Annotated in this window: 18 protein-coding genes; 15 read left to right on the top strand and 3 right to left on the bottom strand. The window is 69.5% G+C overall.

All coding sequences use genetic code 11. The features are described from left to right. Window positions 1–62: 62 nt before the first annotated feature. Window positions 63–641 carry a hypothetical protein gene (locus tag L3078_RS40410; protein ID WP_239759192.1) on the top strand — a complete coding sequence of 193 codons (579 nt, stop codon included), beginning with the start codon at window positions 63–65 and terminating at the stop codon, window positions 639–641. A 73-nt stretch (window positions 642–714) separates the two neighbouring features. Here the strand turns inward: L3078_RS40410 and L3078_RS40405 are convergent, their stop codons facing one another. Beyond that, window positions 715–1,116 carry a hypothetical protein gene (locus L3078_RS40405; RefSeq protein WP_239760772.1) on the bottom strand — a complete coding sequence of 134 codons (402 nt, stop codon included), beginning with the start codon at window positions 1,114–1,116 and terminating at the stop codon, window positions 715–717. Here L3078_RS40405 and L3078_RS40400 point away from each other — a divergent pair. The 13 genes from L3078_RS40400 to L3078_RS40340 all read left to right on the top strand — a co-directional run bounded on the left by L3078_RS40400 (window position 1,049) and on the right by L3078_RS40340 (window position 13,165). Continuing rightward, window positions 1,049–1,327: an RICIN domain-containing protein gene (locus tag L3078_RS40400; RefSeq protein ID WP_239759191.1), complete on the top strand. Its 279-nt coding sequence runs from the start codon at window positions 1,049–1,051 to the stop codon at window positions 1,325–1,327. The genes L3078_RS40405 and L3078_RS40400 overlap by 68 nt on opposite strands. A gap of 196 nt (window positions 1,328–1,523) precedes the next feature. Then, window positions 1,524–2,588, top strand: a complete 1,065-nt coding sequence (locus L3078_RS40395; RefSeq protein WP_239759190.1) for a sugar ABC transporter substrate-binding protein — start codon at window positions 1,524–1,526, stop codon at window positions 2,586–2,588. 46 nt (window positions 2,589–2,634) lie between these two features. Continuing rightward, window positions 2,635–4,200 carry a sugar ABC transporter ATP-binding protein gene (locus tag L3078_RS40390; RefSeq protein ID WP_239759189.1) on the top strand — a complete coding sequence of 522 codons (1,566 nt, stop codon included), beginning with the start codon at window positions 2,635–2,637 and terminating at the stop codon, window positions 4,198–4,200. Next, complete coding sequence (locus L3078_RS40385) at window positions 4,193–5,230, top strand: ABC transporter permease (protein ID WP_239759188.1); 1,038 nt, start codon at window positions 4,193–4,195, stop codon at window positions 5,228–5,230. Before L3078_RS40390 ends, L3078_RS40385 begins: the two co-directional genes overlap by 8 nt. Before the next feature lie 91 nt (window positions 5,231–5,321). Further along, window positions 5,322–6,635, top strand: coding sequence for an L-fuconate dehydratase (locus L3078_RS40380; protein ID WP_239759187.1), 1,314 nt, complete (start codon window positions 5,322–5,324; stop codon window positions 6,633–6,635). After that, complete coding sequence (locus L3078_RS40375) at window positions 6,628–7,503, top strand: amidohydrolase family protein (protein WP_239759186.1); 876 nt, start codon at window positions 6,628–6,630, stop codon at window positions 7,501–7,503. Before L3078_RS40380 ends, L3078_RS40375 begins: the two co-directional genes overlap by 8 nt. An 11-nt stretch (window positions 7,504–7,514) precedes the next feature. After that, on the top strand, window positions 7,515–7,952 hold the full coding sequence (locus L3078_RS40370) for an RbsD/FucU family protein (RefSeq protein WP_239759185.1): 438 nt from the start codon (window positions 7,515–7,517) through the stop codon (window positions 7,950–7,952). After that, the gene (locus L3078_RS40365; protein WP_239759184.1) at window positions 7,949–9,001 is read left to right on the top strand and encodes a zinc-dependent alcohol dehydrogenase; all 1,053 of its coding nucleotides are present in this window, start codon (window positions 7,949–7,951) and stop codon (window positions 8,999–9,001) included. The genes L3078_RS40370 and L3078_RS40365 overlap by 4 nt, the downstream gene beginning before the upstream one ends. Further along, complete coding sequence (locus L3078_RS40360; RefSeq protein ID WP_239759183.1) at window positions 8,998–9,759, top strand: SDR family oxidoreductase; 762 nt, start codon at window positions 8,998–9,000, stop codon at window positions 9,757–9,759. Before L3078_RS40365 ends, L3078_RS40360 begins: the two co-directional genes overlap by 4 nt. Continuing rightward, window positions 9,756–10,388: a bifunctional 4-hydroxy-2-oxoglutarate aldolase/2-dehydro-3-deoxy-phosphogluconate aldolase gene (locus L3078_RS40355; protein WP_239759182.1), complete on the top strand. Its 633-nt coding sequence runs from the start codon at window positions 9,756–9,758 to the stop codon at window positions 10,386–10,388. Before L3078_RS40360 ends, L3078_RS40355 begins: the two co-directional genes overlap by 4 nt. Beyond that, window positions 10,385–11,422, top strand: coding sequence for a sugar kinase (locus tag L3078_RS40350; RefSeq protein WP_239759181.1), 1,038 nt, complete (start codon window positions 10,385–10,387; stop codon window positions 11,420–11,422). Before L3078_RS40355 ends, L3078_RS40350 begins: the two co-directional genes overlap by 4 nt. Before the next feature lie 34 nt (window positions 11,423–11,456). After that, entirely contained in the window at window positions 11,457–12,485 is a 1,029-nt protein-coding gene (locus tag L3078_RS40345) for an aldo/keto reductase (RefSeq protein ID WP_239759180.1), read from the top strand. Continuing rightward, window positions 12,476–13,165, top strand: coding sequence for a FadR/GntR family transcriptional regulator (locus L3078_RS40340; protein ID WP_239759179.1), 690 nt, complete (start codon window positions 12,476–12,478; stop codon window positions 13,163–13,165). The genes L3078_RS40345 and L3078_RS40340 overlap by 10 nt, the downstream gene beginning before the upstream one ends. A gap of 897 nt (window positions 13,166–14,062) precedes the next feature. Here L3078_RS40340 and L3078_RS40330 read toward each other — a convergent pair. Together L3078_RS40330 and L3078_RS40325 are read right to left on the bottom strand one after the other, a co-directional pair. Next, a complete protein-coding gene (locus L3078_RS40330) occupies window positions 14,063–14,149 on the bottom strand; it encodes a hypothetical protein (protein ID WP_239760674.1) in 87 nt (28 codons plus the stop codon). A gap of 75 nt (window positions 14,150–14,224) precedes the next feature. Further along, window positions 14,225–17,029, bottom strand: coding sequence for a hypothetical protein (locus L3078_RS40325; RefSeq protein ID WP_239760770.1), 2,805 nt, complete (start codon window positions 17,027–17,029; stop codon window positions 14,225–14,227). Between the two features lie 428 nt (window positions 17,030–17,457). Here L3078_RS40325 and L3078_RS40320 point away from each other — a divergent pair, with 428 nt between their 5' ends. Beyond that, entirely contained in the window at window positions 17,458–18,465 is a 1,008-nt protein-coding gene (locus tag L3078_RS40320; RefSeq protein WP_239759178.1) for a LacI family DNA-binding transcriptional regulator, read from the top strand. The last annotated feature ends 173 nt before the right edge of the window (window positions 18,466–18,638 follow it).

The raw sequence follows: 18,638 nt of genomic DNA, 5'->3' as shown, positions 1-18,638 counted from the left end.
GCCTTCATCTGTAATAAATGGCGCACGATTTGCGAGTTAAATTGCTTATGACTGTTTCAGACATGCCATGTCTTATCGAGGCGCACTCGCGACTCAAGAGATCCCATGACAGGGGCGATCAGCACGCGACCAGCCTCGTCGTCGTACGGCGCCCGCGGCTTTTCGCCCCCTCACGCACCGACGGCGAGTACGGGCACATGCTGCACTTCAACAACGGAGGCTTCCCCGGCAAGGCATGGACCGGCGGCGCCGACTGGCTCCTGTATCCCCTGCTCGAGTACTACCAGGTCACCGGCGACGCAGACTTCTTCAACAACAAGCTCGGTCCTGCCCTGATCGAACTCGGCCTGGAACAGGGCAGTGGCCAGGGCGTGCAACGCTGGAGCGCCCTGTTCGCCAAGTCGTCGCCCGACTACACCATCAACAGTGACGGTGCGCTCGTCGAGTGGTCCTGGGCCGGTCTGACCGCCGCTACGACCACCGGCACGTCCAGCACCTGTACGGCGCGTGGCCGCTGCACGAGATCAACCCCGAAACAAGCCCGACCCGGTCAATACGCCCGCAAGCCCCGGATCTGCGCGGTGACCAGAACTACTCCGCCCACGGCAGCCTGCACCGGGCCCCGGCCCGCGCCCGCCTGAAGGACGGCCCCGGCGTCTACAACGACTTGCTGAAGATCACGGCAGGAACATGGTGTGGCGGTCCCTGATGACCTCACACGAGCCAGGCCTGGCCATCTACAACTGCGACGCCGCCAACGCCCTCCCCGGCGTCCTCGGCGAAGCCCTGGTATACAGCCGCCCGGGCGTCCTGGAGATCTTCCCCGCCCTCCCCGACCAGCTGAACAAGGGAACCAATCGAGGGTGTACGCGGCCGCAACCGCATCACCGTCCAGTCACTGACCTGGGACACGACGGTCCGCACTGCCACCGTCAAGCTCACCTCGGACATCGGCCAGGACATCACCTTCATCTGCCGGCGCGGCATCACCTCCGTCGCCACCTCCGCCACGGTCACCACGTCGTCCCTCGGCGACCACGCCAGGGTCGTGTCACTGACCGCCGGAACCAGCACCACCCTCACGATCGGTTCCACCTCCAACGGCGCCTCGATCATCCAGTGGGCACCGCCTGTCCCATGCCAGGAGCGGCAAGGTGTTGGAGTCGGCGCCCCCACTCAGTGGTGGAAGCTCGTCCCTGCGTCCAACGGCTACTACCGCCTCGCCAACGCACAGAGCGGCCCGCGCGCGGACGTGCAGAGCGGATCCGCAGCGGGAGCACCAAGGTCTCCGCGCAAGCATCAACCCATCACAGATCCACATCATTGATGGGATGGATCTACGCGCGAGAGAACGTAACGACGGGCGACCTGGATCGCGAGTCTCACTTTTCCAGCAAGTTTCCACCTCGCTCTAGACAACGCCACGAAACGCGACCTATAAACATCCCATCTCCCCTGCTGCGACACACAGCCGTCGCACCGGTGTCACAGCCCCGCTACGGGACCAGCACAAGGAAGTGCCCATGAGACTCAGAACCGCACTCAGCTCCACCGCCTCCGTCGTCTGCGCGCTGACGCTCCTCAGCGCCTGCGGCAGCGGCTCCACCACCACGTCGTCGTCGGGTGACAAGCCGCTCGTGGGCGTCGACTACCCGCGGTCCGACACGGACTTCTGGAACTCGTACATCAAGTACACGCCGGAGTTCGCCAAGGAGCTGGGCCTGGATCTGAAGACCACCAACTCGCAGAACGACGTCGCCAAGCTGACCGCCAACGCGCAGACGTTCATCAGCCAGGGCGTCAAGGGCCTGGCGATGGCCCCGCAGGACACCGCCGCCATCGCCCCGACGCTGGCGCAGCTGGAGGCGAAGAAGATCCCGGTCGTCACCGTGGACACCCGTCCCGACAGCGGCAAGGTCTACATGGTCGTGCGCGCCGACAACCGCGCGTACGGCGAGAAGGCGTGCCAGTACCTGGGCACGAAGCTGGGCGGCAAGGGCAAGGTCGTCATGCTGCAGGGCGGCCTGGACTCCATCAACGGCCGTGACCGCACCGAGGCGTTCAACGACTGCATGAAGAAGGACTACCCGGACATCACCGTGTTCGGCGAGGCCACCAACTGGGACGGCGCGGTGGCCGCGCAGAAGCTCCAGACCCGGCTGACCCAGCACCCGGACATCAAGGGTGTCTACATGCAGTCCAGCTTCGCGCTGTCCGGGACGCTGCAGGTGCTCAAGCAGAAGGGTCTGCTGGTGGACCCGAAGGACAAGAAGCACGTCTTCGTCGTCTCCAACGACGGCATCCCCGAGGAACTCAAGTCCATCGCCGCGGGGAAGATCGACGCCACCGTCTCCCAGCCGGCCGACCTCTACGCCAAGTACGCCCTGTACTACCTGAAGGCCGCGATCGCCGGGAAGACCTTCAAGCCCGGCAAGACCGACCACGACAGCACCATCATCCAGGTCCGCGACGGCCTGCTGGAGGACCAGCTGTCCGCCCCGCTCGTGACAGCCGACGGCGGCACCTACGGCGGCGTGCCCAGCGTCAAGAGCGACGACACGTCCCTGTGGGGCAACAACCTCGGCTGACCTGCCTCTGTACCACCCAACGGCTAACCATCACAAGGCGGTTGAGATGAGCGACGGGGAGCGAACAGTCACTCCCGCGCCCGCCCCGGCGGACGACGGGCGGGCCTCGGCAGCCCCGCCCGTCGTCGAGGCGACGGGCATAGTCAGACGATTCGGTCCGACGGTGGCGTTGAACGGCGCCCGTATCACGATCAGGCCCGGCGAGACCCATGCGCTCGTGGGCCGCAACGGGGCCGGCAAGTCGACGCTGGTCTCCGTCCTGACGGGGCTGCACGCCCCCGACGAGGGAACGGTCGCCTTCGGCGGCGCCCCCGCACCACGACTGAGCGACCGCGACGCCTGGCGACAGCGCGTGGCCTGCGTCTACCAGAAGTCGACGATCATTCCCACGCTGACCGTCGCCGAGAATCTCTTCCTGAACCGGCACCACCACGGACGTAACCGGCTGATCAGCTGGACCGGCGTGCGCCGCCGGGCTCAGGAACTCCTTTCGACCTGGTCGGTGGACGTCGACCCGCAGACACCCGCCGGTGACCTGAGCGTCGAGCAGCGGCAGTTCGTGGAGATCGCCCGGGCACTGTCCTTCGGGGCACGGTTCATCATCCTCGACGAGCCCACCGCACAGCTCGACGCCGCGGCGATCGACCGACTCTTCGAACGCATCCGCGACCTGCAACGCCAGGGCGTGACCTTCCTGTTCATCAGCCACCATCTGCAGGAGGTGTACGAGATCTGCGACATGGTGACGGTGTTCCGGGACGCGGCGCACATCGTGACCGCCCCGGTGGCGCAGTTGCCGCGCACCGAGCTGGTCGCCGCGATGACCGGCGAGGCGGCGGCCGACCGCCGGCAGGAACGCGCCAGCAGCATGGACCGCAGCGCCGCACCCGCGCTGGCCGTGCACGCCCTGGGGGACGAGGGCACATACGACGACGTCTCCTTCCAGGTGGGTGCCGGCGAGATCGTCGGCCTCGCGGGAGCCGCGGCCAGCGGTCGCACCGAGGTCGCCGAGACCGTCGTCGGACTGCGCGCCGCGGCCACCGGCGACGTGCGGATCGCCGGCCACCGGCCGCAGCCAGGTAGCGTCCCCGCCGCGCTCGCCGCGGGTGCCGGGTTCGTACCCCAGGACCGACATCACCAGGGCTACGTCCCCGACATGTCGATCGCCGACAACGCCACTCTGTCCGTACCGAAGCGGCTCGGCAGGAACGGCTTCCTCAGCCGCGGCCGCAGGGACCGGCTGGCCGGGGGCATGATCGAGAATCTGGCCATCAAGTCGCCGGGACCCGAACTGCCCGTCTCCGCCCTCTCGGGCGGCAACCAGCAGAAGGTCGTCATGGCCCGCGCCCTGGCCGACGATCCGAAGCTGCTGGTCCTGATCAACCCGACCGCCGGCGTCGACGTGCGGTCCAAGGAGTTCCTCCTCGGCAAGGTCGAGGAGACCGCCGAGTCCGGCACCGGAGTGCTCATCGCCTCCGACGAACTCGACGACCTGCGTATGTGCGACCGGGTCCTGGTGATGTTCCAGGGCCGAGTGACTTCGGAGCTCGCCCGCGGCTGGCACGACCACGACCTCGTGGCCGCGATGGAAGGAGTGGACCTCAATGCCTGAAACCGTCCTCGCGGACACCGTCGCCAAGGCCGCGGAACCCGAGCGGAAGCGGACCGTGCTGCTCGGCGGCCGGATCCCCCTGGCCCGGCTGCGCGACCTCGCGCTCGTCCCCGCGATCATCGCCATCGCGATCGTCGGACAGATCGTCAACCCGGTCTTCCTCCAGGCCGACAACCTCATCAACGTCCTGCAGACGATGTCCGAGATCGCCCTGCTGGTCCTCGCCCAGACGATGGTCCTGATCGTCAAGAAGATGGACCTCTCACTGGAGTCCACCATGGGCCTCGCGCCCGGTGTCGCGGCCTGGCTGACCATCGGCAGCGCCGGACACGGTCTCGGCCTGCTGCCGGGCGCCTGGTCGGTCCCGGTCACACTCGCCGTGGGCGTGCTCGTGGGGGTGATCAACGCCCTGCTGATCATCCGCTTCGGCCTCAACGGCTTCATCGTCACCCTCGGCATGCTGATCGTGCTGCGCGGTGTCCTCACCGGTATCTCCGGCGGCCAGACCTTCTTCCAGTTGCCGGAGTCGATGCTCTACCTCGGCACCGCCCAGTGGCTGGGGATGCCCGCCTCCATCTGGCTCTGCCTCATCCTGTTCGGCGTCGCCATCGTGGTCCTCGGCTGGACCAGCTTCGGCCGCTCGCTCTACGCCATCGGCGGCAACGTCGACGCCGCCAAGGCCGCCGGCATCCGCACCGACCGGGTGCTGTGGATCGTCATCGTCACCGGCAGCCTGCTCGCCGCCCTCGCCGGACTGCTGCTGTCCGGGCGGCTCGCGTCCGTCGCCTCCGCGCAGGGCAACGGCTACATCTTCACCGTCTTCGCCGCCGCCGTGATCGGCGGGATCAGCCTCAACGGCGGCAAGGGCACCATGTTCGGGGCCTTCAGCGGCATCCTGTTGCTCTTCATGATCCAGAACGTCCTCACCCTCGCCGGCGTGCCCGCGCAGTGGATCGGAGCCCTCAACGGCCTGATCATCCTGGTCGCCCTGACCATCTCCCGCATCACCGGCGGCAAGGTCCAGGAGTGACCCGGGCGGCCGCGCAGGCCGCCTGATCCATGCCGCGTTCACGTCTCGCCGCAAGGGGACCCTTCCCCCAGCCCTCACTGGAGTCGCCGCCATGTCCTCATCTGCCCGCATCATCGCCCTCGACGTCCTGGACGTGCGGTTCCCCACCTCCGAACACCTCGACGGCTCGGACGCCATGAACCCCGAGCCCGACTACTCGGCCGCCTACGTCGTCCTGCGCACCGACGCCGGCGACGGGCTGGAGGGCCATGCCCTGGCCTTCACCACCGGACGCGGCAACGACGCCCAGGCCGCCGCCATCGCCACCCTCGCCCCCCATGTCGTCGGTCTGTCCGTCGAAGAGGTCTGCGGCGACCTCGGCGCGTTCTCCCGCTCCCTGGTCCACGACCCCCAACTGCGCTGGCTCGGCCCGGAGAAGGGCGCCATCCACATGGCCACCGGAGCCGTCGTCAACGCCGCCTGGGACCTCGCCGCCAAGCGGGCGGGCAAGCCCGTCTGGCGGTTCCTCGCGGAGATGTCCCCGGCGGACCTGGTCGCCCAGGTCGACTTCCGCTGGCTCAGCGACGCCCTCACCCCCGAAGAGGCGCTCGACATCCTGAAGCGCGCCGAACCGGATCGCGAGGAGCGCATCGGTCGTCTCCTCGACCAGGGTTACCCGGCCTACACCACCACCCCCGGCTGGCTCGGCTACTCCGACGAGAAGCTGTCCCGCCTCGCCCGCGAGGCGGTGGCCGACGGCTTCACCCAGATCAAGCTGAAGGTCGGCGCGGACCTGGAGGACGACGTCCGCCGTATGCGCACCGCCCGCGAGACCGTCGGCGACTCCATCCGCATCGCCGTCGACGCCAACCAGAGATGGGACGTCCAGCCCGCCATCGACTGGATGCGCGAGCTGGCCCCGTACGACCCGTACTGGATCGAGGAGCCCACCTCCCCCGACGACATCCTCGGGCACGCCACCGTCCGCCGGGCCGTCGCCCCCATCAAGGTGGCCACCGGCGAGCACATCGCCAACCGTGTCGTCTTCAAGCAGCTCCTCCAGGCCGGCGCGGTGGACATCGTGCAGATCGACTCGGCCCGCGTGGGCGGCGTCAACGAGAACATCGCCATCCTGCTGCTCGCCGCGAAGTTCGGCGTGCCGGTCTGCCCGCACGCCGGCGGGGTCGGCCTGTGCGAGATGGTCCAGCACCTGTCGATGTTCGACTACATCGCCGTCTCCGGCACGACCGAGGACCGCGTCATCGAATACGTCGACCACCTGCACGAGCACTTCGTCGACCCGGTACGCATCGCCGACGGCCACTACCTCGCACCGACCCGCCCCGGGCTGAGCGCGCAGATGCATGCCGAGTCTGTGAAGGAGTACCTCTACCCCGACGGTCCCGTCTGGTCCGCCCGTGTCTGAGCTGCTGCCCCTGGTCGACGCCCACCACCACGTGTGGGACCTCGACCGGCGACCTCAGCCCTGGCTCGACGAACCGGGCCACGAACCGATCCGCCGCAGCTTCGGCGTCGACGACCTGCGACGGGCCGTGACCCGGCCCGTCGCCGGACGGTGCCTGACGAGCACGGTGGCCGTCCAGTGCGTTGCCTCCGTGCCCGAGACGACCGAGCTGCTGGACCTCGCCGGCCAGGACCCGCTGATCGGCGCGGTCGTCGGCTGGGCAGACCTCACCGCGCCCGGGATCGGGGAAGTACTCGACGGACTGCTCTCCCGGCCTTCGGGCCGGTACCTGCGGGCCCTGCGCCACGTCGTGCAGGGGGAGCCAGATCCGGAGTGGCTGCAGCAGCCGGCTGTCGAGCGGGGCCTGCGCGCCGTTCAGGAAAGGGACCTCGGCTACGACGTGCTCATCCGCAGCCACCAGTTCCCGCAGGCGATCCGCCTCGCCCAGCGCTTCCCCGACCTCCCCCTGGTCCTGGACCACGCGGGGAAGCCACCCGTCGCCCACCCCACGCTCTCCGACTGGGTACGCACCGTGCACGTGCTGGCCGGCTACCCGCAGGTGCGGTGCAAGGTCTCCGGCCTCATCACCGAGGCCGACTGGGGCAAGTGGACCGTCGACGACATCCGCCCGGTCTGGGACACCCTGCTGACCGCCTTCGGCCCTCAGCGGCTGATGTTCGGCTCCGACTGGCCCGTCTGCGTCCTCGCCGGCGGCTGGGACCGCTGGGCCGCCACCGTCGAGGAACTGCTGGACACCTGCTCCGCGCACGAGAAGCAGGCGATTCTCCACGACACGGCGAGCGCCTTCTACCGACTGGCCGACACATAGGGAGAGAGTCCGTGCTGCTGACCGAACTGATCCACCCCGGCATCCTCGAAGCGCTCGCGGGAGCCGGCCACGGCGCCCGCGTCCTGCTCGCCGACGGCCACTACCCCGCCAGTACCGCCACCGGAGATCGGGCCAGAACCGTCCACCTCAACCTGGCGCCGGGCCTGCTGGACGTCACCACCGTGCTCGAGGTGCTGCTGCGCGCCCTGCCCGTGGAGTCGGCCCAGGTGATGGTGCCGCCCGAGGGCGAACCCGAGCCGGCCGCCATCGCCGAGTACCGCTCGATGCTGGCACCGGCCCCGGTCGACACGCTCGGCCGCTTCGAGTTCTACGACGCCGCCCGCTCCCCCGACCTGGCGCTGGCGATCGTCACCGCCGACACCCGCACCTACGCCAACCTGCTGCTGACCATCGGCGTCCGCGCTGAAGGGACCCTGACCTCACGATGACACTCGCCGTCCGTTACACCTCGGCCCGCACCCTGGACACCGCGCCCGCCCGCACTGTGGAACCGGGCCCCGGCCAGGTGGAGCTCGCCCCCGCCTACGTCGGCATCTGCGGCACCGACCTGCACATCTTCCACGGCGACATGGACGCCCGCGTCAGCACACCGGCCGTCCTCGGGCACGAGATGTCCGGCCGCGTCGTCCGCGTCGGGCCCGGAGTGGAGGGCTGGCAGCCCGGCGACGCCGTCACCGTGATGCCCCTGCGCTGGGACGACACCTGCCCGGCCTGCCGGGCGGGCCACCAGCACATCTGCCAGCACCTGGACTTCATCGGCATCGACTCCCCCGGCGCCATGCAACAGCGCTGGACCGTGCCCGCCTCCACCCTGGTCCGGCTCCCCGAATCCGTTCCTCTGGACCAGGCCGCCCTCGTCGAGCCCACTGCGGTCGCCGTGCACGACGTGCGGCGCGCCGCCGTCAGCGAGGGGGAGAAGGTCGTCGTGGTCGGCGGCGGCCCCGTCGGCATCCTCATTGCCCTGGTCGCGCGGGCCGCCGGCGCCGAGGTGCGGGTGGTGGAACTCAACGCCCACCGCCGCCTGCTCGCCGAGGAGCAGGGACTGACGACCTGGGACCCGGCCGTCACCGATGTGACCGACCGGGTCGCGGAGTGGACCGCGGACGCGGGCGCCGATGTGGCCTTCGAGGTCTCCGGGGCCGCCGGTGGTGTGGCCACGGCCGTCGACGTCCTCGGCGTGCGCGGACGGCTCTGCCTGGTCGCCATTCACCCCCGGCCCCGCGAGATCAACCTGCACCGCTTCTTCTGGCGTGAACTCACCCTCGTCGGGGCCCGGTTGTACGACCGCTCCGACTTCGAACGCGCGGTGGCGCTGGTGGCGGACGGCACCGTCCCCGCCCAGCGCCTGATCACCAGGATCGTGCCCATGGGCGAGGCACCTGCCGCCTTCGAGGCCCTGGAGAGCGGCGGCGACGTGATGAAGATCCTCGTCGACTGCACCGACGACACCTACAAAGCTCAGGGAGCCGACGCATGACCGCCTTCGACCTCACCGGGAAACTCGCCGTGGTCACCGGGGCCCGGCGCGGTATCGGCCGGGCCATGGCCCGCGCGCTCGCCGAGGCCGGAGCGGACGTCATCGGGGTGAGCGCCTCGCTGGAGACCTCCGGCAGCGGCGTGGAGAAGGACGTCACCGCCGCTGGCCGCACCTTCGAGGCGATCCGTACCGACTTCGCCGATCCCGACGCCGTACGGGCCCTCGGCGAGGACCTCGCCGGACGCGAACGGCCGGTGGACATCCTGGTCAACAACGCGGGCACGATCCGCCGCACACCGGCAGCCCAGCACAGCGACGCCGACTGGGAGCTGGTGCTCCAGGTCAACCTCAACGCTCAGTTCGCCCTCACCCGGGCCGTCGGCGCCGCAATGGTCGCCCGCGGCCACGGCAAGGTCATCTTCACCGCCTCGCTGCTCAGCTACCAGGGCGGCATCACCGTGCCCGGCTACACCGCCGCCAAGCACGGCATCGCCGGCCTCACCAAGGCACTGGCCAACGAATGGGCCTCGCACGGCGTCAACGTCAACGCCATCGCGCCCGGCTACATCGCCACCGACAACACCCAGGCCCTCCAGGACGACCCCGCCCGCAGCAAGGCCATCCTGGAGCGCATCCCCGCCGGACGCTGGGGCACCGCCGGCGACCTCGCGGGTGCCACCGTCTTTCTCGCTTCCCCTGCCGCCGACTACATCCACGGCACCGTCCTGCCCGTCGACGGCGGCTGGCTCGGCCGATGACCAGCCACGACGTGACAGCCGTCCTGGCGGGAGCACGTCTTGTGCCCGTCCTCACCGTGCCGTCCGTCGCGGGTGCCGGCCCCTTGGCCGACGCGCTCGCGGCGGGCGGCGCCCGCTGTGCCGAGATCACCTTGCGCACTCCCGGCGCCGAGCGCGTGGTGAAGGCGATGGCGGCACACGGCGGCCTGGCCGTCGGCGCGGGCACCGTCCTCACCGCCGAGCAGGCCGAGCGGGCCGTGGCGGCCGGCGCCCGCTTCCTCGTCTCGCCCGGCTTCGACGACGAAGTCATCACCAAGGCAGGTGAGTTGGGGGTGCCGGTGGTGCCCGGCGTGGCAAGTGCGACGGAGCTGATGCGTGCGCTGAAGGCAGGCGTGGACACGGTCAAGCTGTTCCCCGCCGAGCCGCTCGGCGGTCTTGGGATGCTCCGCGCGCTGGCGGCTGCCTTCCCCCAGGCGCGGTTCGTGCCGACCGGCGGCATCGATGTCGGCCGGCTGCCCGCCTACCTCGCCCACCCGTCAGTGCTCGCCGTGGGCGGGAGCTGGATCGCCACCCCCGGCCATCTGGAACGCGGCGAGTACGAGGAGATCCGCCGGCTGACTGCCGAGGCAGTGAGGAGGAGCGCGCCGTGACCGACGTGGTCGCCCTGGGAGAGGTGATGCTGCGCTTCGATCCCGGTGAGGGCAGGATCCGCACCGCTCGCAGCTTCCAGGTGTGGGAAGGCGGTGGCGAGTACAACGTCGTACGCGGACTGCGACGCTGCTTCGGACATCGCACCGCCGTGGTCACGGCGCTGGCCGACAACGCGGTCGGCCGCCTGGTCGAGGACCTGGTGCTGCAGGGCGGCGTCGAGACCTCGCTGATCCGCTGGGTGCCCGACGACGGCATCGGCCGCGGCTCTCGCAACGGCCTGAACTTCGTCGAGCGCGGTTACGGCATACGCGGCGCCCTGGGGGTGAGCGACCGTGCGAACACCGCCGTCTCCCAGCTGCGCAAGGGGGATGTCGACTGGGAGGCGGTCTTCGGAGGCGGGGTGCGGTGGTTCCACACCGGTGGCATCTTCGCCGGACTGTCCGACACCACCGCCGACGTCGCCGACGAGGCCATGGCCGCCGCCCGCCGCCACGGCGTCACCGTCTCCTACGACCCCAACTACCGCCCCAGCCTGTGGGCCGGACGGGGCGGCGCGGAGCGGGCCCGCGAGAGCGACCTGCGGCTCGCCCGGCATGCCGACGTCGTCGTGGGCGCCCTGGGCCTGGCGGGCAGCCGTCCCGGCGCCGTGCGCCTGACGGAGGAGGAGGTGCCCGACGCGCTCGCCGCGGTCGCCGCACTGCTGCCGGAGGCGAAGGTACTGGCCACGACGCTGCGGGCGGTGCCCTCGGCCGGGATCAACGACTGGTCCTCGGCCGCCTGGTCGGCCGACACCGGCCTGGTCACCGGGCCGCGGATGCCCGGCCTGCACGTCCTGGACCGCATCGGCTCCGGCGACGCATTCGCCGCGGGCCTCATTCATGGACTGCTCACCGGCGCCGGCCTGGAACGCGCACTCGCCTACGGCACCGCCCACGGCGCCCTCACCATGACCACCCCCGGAGACGTCTCCATGGCCACCCTCGCCGAGGTCGAGGCACTCCTCGCGGGCTCCACGGCCCACGTCCGACGCTGACCCCCACGCCGATCCGCATCCCCAGGAGCACGCCTTGCACCGCCGAAAGATCCGCCCCACCGGCGTCGAACTCACCGAGCTCGGCTTCGGCGCCTCCGTCATCGGCAACCTCTACCGCACCACGCCGGCCGAGGACGCCGCCGCCGCACTCGACGCCGCCTGGGACGCCGGTATCCGCTACTTCGACACCGCACCCCACTACGGCCTCGGCCTGTCCGAACGCCGGCTGGGGGCCGCCCTGCGCCACCGGCCCCGCGACGAGTACGTCGTCTCCTCCAAGGTGGGCCGCCTCCTCGTCCCCAACGAGCATCCGGCCGGCGTCGACACCGAGGGCTTCGTCGTCCACGACGACCTGCGCAGACAGTGGGACTTCAGCCGCGACGGCGTCCTGCGCTCCATCGAGGACACCCTCACCCGCACCGGCCTGGACCGCCTCGACGTCGTCTACCTCCACGACCCGGACGACCACTGGCAGCAGGCCGCCGACGAAGCCATGCCCGCCCTCGCCGACCTGCGCGATCAGGGCGTGATCGGCGCCATCGGCGCCGGGATGAACCAGTCCGCCATGCTCGCTCGCTTCCTGCGCGAGAGCGCCGCCGACGTGGTGATGCTCGCAGGCCGCTACACGCTCCTCGACCAGTCCGCCCTGGACGATGTCCTGCCCGCCGCCGACGAGCACGGCAAGAGCGTGGTCGCTGTCGGCGTCTTCAACTCCGGCCTGCTCTCCCGCGACCGGCCCGCCGACGGCATGAAGTACGACTACCACGACGCCCCACCCGAACTCGTCGCCCGCGCCCGCGCCATCGCCGACGTCTGCGAGGCTTACGGCACCACCCTGCCGGCGGCCGCCATCGCCTTTCCCCTCACCCACCCCGCGGTCGTCAACGTCACTCTCGGCATGCGCAACGCCGAGCAGGTCACACGCAACGCACGACTACACTGGACCCCCGTCCCCGGAGCCCTGTGGGACGACCTGCGCACCCGAGGACTCCTCAGGGACGACGTGCCCGGCGCAGCAGGCATCCGCGGTCCGGCCGCAGGACGGAGCCCACAATGTCCCTGACCGACAAGGCGATCGCGCAGATCCGCGAACTCATCGCCTCAGGAGCGCTGCCTCCCGGCGCCAAACTGCCCCCGGAGCCGGAGCTGGCCGCCCAGCTCGGGCTCTCCCGCAACCTCGCCCGCGAAGCGGTGAAGGCGCTCTCCGTGGCACGCGTGCTGGAGGTAAGGCGCGGCGACGGCACCTACGTCACCAGCCTGCAGCCGAGCCTGCTCCTCGAAGGCCTCGGCGGAGCGGTGGAACTGCTGCAGGGCGATCCCGGGGCCGTACTGGACCTCATGGAGGTCCGGCGCCTTCTGGAGCCCGCTGCCACCGCGCTGGCCGCCACACGGCTGTCGGACGACGGCCTGGCCGAGGTGAAACGGCATCTGGACGCCATGCGGGAAGCGAGCGAGGACGTGGAGCGGCTCAACGCCCACGACATGGCCTTCCACCGCGCCATCGTCGACGTCACCGGCAACGAAACGCTGATCAGCGTGCTCGAGGGCATATCGGGCCGCACCCTACGAGCCCGGATCTGGCGCGGCCTGGTGGACACCCGCGCGGCGGGACGCACCCTGGCGGAGCACGAGGCGATCTACGCGGCCCTGGCCGCTCGGAACGTCTCACTGACCCATGCCGCCGCGCTGCTGCACGTCAGCAACACCGAGCAATGGCTGCGCGAGCACCTGAAGTCCGCATAGACCCTGCATGCTGCCGCCACACGCCACTGACACACCCACCAGCGGGCGAGGGCCGGAATGACGCCTCGCCGTCCGGCGATGACTCACCGCCGCCGACGCCCCGACTGCCGGCCCAGTTGTGTCGCTCGGCGGAACTGGCCATGGGTGCCAAAGCCGGCGTTGTTGATGAGACTGGTGACGGTGATCCCGCGCCGGGCGATCTCCGTCGCCAGAGCCTCTCCAGCGGCGGGGTGATGCCGTGCTGCGCGGACAGTTCGGCGGCCAGTGCCGCCTCCAGCCGGTCGGCCCGTCGAGCGACAAGCACGAGGTTCGAGCGCGCTCGGCGAGCCGCCGGGCGAACTCCGCGCCCAGGCCCGACTCGCACCGGTGATCAGTGTGGTCTGGGTGCGGTAGTCGATCGCGGTCATCGGTTCTCGGGGTCGCGGCGGCTCTTGAGCAGCCCGCCTTCCCCCTCCCCTTTCTGTCGAGCGGTCGTGCGGGCGCAGGCTGTGGCGTGGGCGGCCCGCAGGGAGGGATTGTCGATCGTGCCCAGGGCGTTCTTGGGAAGGGTGTCGAGCACGACGTACGACGTCGGCCGCTCGTAGCCGCTGGGGTGGCGCCCAGTCCTTGGGGTAGATGTTCTCGCCGCCGCGGATGATCATGTCCTTCGACCGTCCGACGAGGAACAGGTAGCCGCCCGCGTCGAGATGGCCGACGCCGCCCGTGTGCGACCAGCCGTCCACGATCGTCCTCGCCGTCCCCTCCGGCCGACCGAGGGAGCCGCGCATGACGTTGGGGCCGCACACGACGACCTCGCCGTGCTGGGATCGAAACGGTCGGCGATGGCGATACTGGCGCCCACGAACAGCGGGATGAGAACGCTGATGACGATCGCGTTGACGTGGAAGAGCGGCAGGATCAGCAGACACCGGTCGTCCGGCCCCAATCCAGCGCCTCGCACCCCGTCGCCGCTGTCGCGTCGAGGTTGGAGTGGTCGAGCATCACTCCCTCCGGCACGCCCGTGGTCCCGCTGGTGTAGATCGGCTGGCTCGTCCCGCGGGACGAGCCAGCCTTGCGCGTCTATGGGGTCACGGTCAGCCCGGGCGTCATGTCGGCGCTCGCGTTGGTGAGCTTCCTGGAGCCGGTGGCGCCGTCGGAGCTGACGAAGCGCAGCTCGTGGTTGGTGCCCCCCGCGTTGCAGATGGCGAGCAGGAGCGTGGACTGATTGGCCGCGTAGGCGCTCTGGACGAAGGAGGTGATGTCGACGGTGATGTCGCGGCCGTCGATGGCGTTGCCCTGGTGGGTGCCGCCGCCCTCGGGGATGAGGGTCGAACCGAGGGTGAAGGTGGCCGACTTCGCGACGGAGGAGGTCGTGGCGTTGAAGCTCGGCCGGTTCTGCCAGGTCATCGTGTCGACCGGGCAGGACGCGCTGCCGCCGGTGCAGGTGGTGTCGCTGACGGCTTGCACGAGGAGCTGGTCGGTGTCGGTCGACGGCACCGTCGCATAGCGGTGGCCGACGTAGGTGAGATGGAGTGTCGCCTGGCTCGGTGATCTGGTGAGGCTGCCCAGGGGGAACCGGACGTAGGAGAGCTTTCCGTCTCCGGATCCGGTGGTGTACTGCTCGCCCATCAGGCCGGCGCCGGTGTTGCGGGTGATGAGGGTCAGGTCCGAGGAGTTGTTCGCGGTCTGGTCGCCGGTCCACGCACCCACCCAGGTGTCACCGTTGGTGGGGGCGCCGGCCTTGACGTTCTGGGTCTGGCCGCCGGCGTCCGTGTAGGTGGTGGTCAGCGTGCCGATGCCGCTCGTCGTCAGCGGGAGCTGGCTGGTGTATTCGACGAGCTGGCCCGCGACATAGGTGTTGTTCAGCGTGGCATTCGTGACCCCGGTGATCGTGCCGCCCGTGTTCGGTTTCGAGAACCACACGTTGTCGAGCTTGGCGGTGCCGATCGGGGTCCTGGCGTACGAGTACGTGGTGCCCGACCCGTCGGGGTTGGGGGCGTACCCGTAGTTCGCCTGCTGGTCGGCGGTGATGGTCTGGGGGGTTCCGTTGCCGCCGTTGATGCTGATCGGTCCCGATGCGTACCGGGAGTTGTCGATCGAGCTGTTCTTCACCACGATGCTCTGGATGCGCGGGTAGGTGTTGCTGTTGTTCATCGCGAGGATGCCGCCGGCCGGGGCCGACAGGGAGTTGAAGTTGTCGAACGTGTAGTTGGTGAGCTTGTATCCGTTCGTCTGGTAGCCGATCCGGATCGCGTTGCCCGCATTGACTGTCCAGTTCAACGTGTTACTGACGGATATGTTCTTTGAGTCCTCGTTGTCCCACTCGTTGGCGTTGAACCCGAGCTCGTCGGTGACGGTGTCGTAGGCGCCCACCGCGTTGACATAGCCCTGGACATCGGCGCTGGAGGTGCCGAGCTTGAAGTTGTTCCACACGCCGGAAGCCAGCGGGGTGAACCCGTTGCTGGGGTTGTAGTGGCCGGAGGCGAACGCGTCGTCGTTGCCGAGGGTGAAGACGCCGTTGGCCGTGATGTCCTGCCCACTCGCGAAGTCCGTGCCGTCCACCCACGGCTGGCGGTAGGGGGTGAGGGCCTTGATGTTGTTGAACGTCACCCTGTGGGCGCTGTGGGTCTCGTAGTTCCACTGCTTCGCGTTGCGCTCGTAGGTGTCGTTGAACGTGATGTCCGACGAGTGCATGACCATGACACCGCCCTGGTGCTGGCTGCGGTAGGCGTCGTGCAGGTCACCGCTGTTGACGGCGTTGTAGTTCGCCACGCCGTTGGCGTCGAACATGCCGCGGCCGTCGATCTCGATGTTGCTCGAGTTGATGATTCCGATCGCCGGCTCGAACGCCTCCATGTACGCCTGGATGCGGTTCTTCAGCAGGGCCCCTTCGTCAGTGTAGATCCGCAGCTTGCCGCCCTTGAGCTTGCTGCCGTCCACACCGTTGACCAACAGACCGGACCATATGTACGTGCCGTTGGGGAAGTAGAGCGTGTTGAGCGCCGTGGGGTTGGCTTTGATCGTCGCGATGGCGGCCTGCAGGGCGTAGGTGCTGTCGTTGGCGGCCATCACCCGCTGGTTCGGGTACCGCACATTGACGCTGCCGGCGCTCACCAGGCTCCCGGCCGAGGTCTTCTGGCCGGCGGGGATGGCGGTGCCGTTGATGGTCCGGCCAGCCATGGAACTCGTCGTCGCGGCGGGAGCCTTCTGAGCCGCGCTGTTCGGGTTCGCAGCGAGGTAGTTCGCGGCGAACTGCTGGAAGTTGAGGACACCGGTCTGCATGTTGACGCCGGAACCGTCCGGTGCGCTCGTGGCGTCCGGACGCTGCCCGGGGTTTTCCAGAGGGTCGTTGACGACCGCGAGGTAGGGCTGTCCCGCGGCGTTGGTCGAGTCGCCGTTGACTATCACGATCGCTTGGTTCAACCCTGCGGCGGCTGACATCTGGAACGTCAGGGTGTGCTTGTCCGTGCTCACCGTGACGCTGCTGGACGGGTAGTAGCGCGCCGGGTAGACGTTCACCGTGTTGATCGTGGTGCTGGGCAGCGTGATCGTGATCGTCGGTGTGCGGGAGTCCGACGCGAAGCGCGCGATGTCGAAGTTGTGGCCGTTCTGGGTGTACTGGACAGCCTGAACCGTCGTGCCGGCGACTTGCACTCGGTACTTGGTGGACGCCACGTCCGGGGACGTCGTGGTACCGCCTCCCACACCCGTCGGTGCGTACGTGTGGACGGTGGTGGCGGCCTGTGCGGGCACAGCGCCCGTGAGCATGAGGCTCGCCACGGTGATGGTGGCGCCGGCAAGGGCCGCGATGATGCGGTGCACGCGCGATCTGCGTCGCGCCGGGGCGGGATTCGGGGCGGCGTCGTCGCCGGCCGGTCTGATCATGCCTGTCCCTCCTCAGGACGAGACCTTTCCAGGTCTGTTCAGGCGCTCCCCGTCTGGAGACGGCACGGAGCAGGTGCGCTGCCGGGCTGCGGCCGTTGGCGCTGTCGCGACTGAGAGGACCACCACGACGCCCCGAGGACAGCCTGGCGCCGAGGTGACATCGGTGTGTGTCGCGCGGTGGCCGCGACGACTCCTCGTCTTTGACCGATCCAAGTGCTCGGCGTGGCCGGGATGTTAATGCGGCATTTCCGGGCCCGTCAACGCCTCACCGTCGTTCAGAACGAATTCCGCGTGTGACATGCGGCGTTCTCGCCGAGTGCCCGGCAACCGCGGTTCGCGACCTCCGGCGAAGTCGAAGTCTTGCTCTGTTGCGACAGGCCGACCTACGCTGAGTCTGTACGTGGATCGATACATGTTGTGGGGTGCGCATGGTGACGATGGCAGAGGTCGCCTCTCGGGCAGGAGTCGCCAAGCAGACCGTGTCCAACGTGGTGTCCGGCAAGAAGGTGCGGCCGGAGACCCTGGCGAAGGTGAACGCGGCGATAAACGAACTCGGCTACAAGCCGAACCTGGTGGCGCGCTCACTGAGAACCGGCAGCACGTCGACTGTGGGACTGTTCGTGCCGTCGGTGGCCAACCCGTTCTACTCCGAGGTGGTCGAAGAGGTCGAGAACGTGCTGGTCGGTCGCGGATACAACCTGCTGCTGGCCACGACACGCGACGACCCCGGCTACACCCGGACCCATTTGGAGAACCTCGCCGCGCGCTCGGTGGACGCACTGCTGGTCGCCGGGGACAAGGGCGTCATACAGCAGCTCCCGATGCTCGCCGAGGCCGCCTTCCCGGTCGCGCTGTTCGCCTGGGAGGGAGACCCGCCGACCACGTTGCCGGTGGTGTCCATCGACTACGAGCACGCCGGGTTCCTAGCCGGGCGCCACCTGAGGGAGCTCGGCCACCAGACCGTCGCGGTGATCGCCGATCTCCCCTCGCACGCGCCGCGCGTGCGCGGGTTGCGCCGGGCATTCGCCGACGACGGTCTGACCATCGACGACCGCAAGGTGTTCCCCTGCACCAGAGACGACGCCGTCGGCGGGTTCGCCGCGGCCCGTGCGGCGCTTGAGGCGGACCCGCGATTGACGGCGATCTTCGCCACCCACGACATCCTGGCCGTCGGCGCAGTCGAGGCGGTGGTCCGGTCCGGGCAGCGCGTCCCCGGCGACGTCAGCGTCGTCGGCTTCGACGACATCGCCCAGGTCGTACAGATCCAGCCAGCGCTGACCACGATCACCTTCCCGAAGCGGGAGATGGCCCAGCAGGCCGTCGAGCTGCTGCTGCGCGCCGTCGACTCCGGCCGGCCACCGACCAACGTCATATCACTGCTGCGCCCGACCCTGACCATCCGCGACAGCAGCGCCCCGCCCCGGGCTACCGGATAACACCTGGCCTGCTCGACCTGCACCCCCATGCGCTGCCGGCACGGGCCTGCCCGCCGGTTTCCCGCCACCACTACCAGTCACGACAGGAGGCACCTCCACGTGGGCCGGGCGGGCTTCGACGTCACCGATGGCCCAGGCTGGTCGGTCACCCCTGAGTGCGGGCCTGAGGTTCC

This window comes from Streptomyces deccanensis, from assembly GCF_022385335.1.
Classification (GTDB): Bacteria; Actinomycetota; Actinomycetes; order Streptomycetales; family Streptomycetaceae; genus Streptomyces; species Streptomyces deccanensis.
This window is presented reverse-complemented; position numbering and strand designations above follow the sequence as displayed.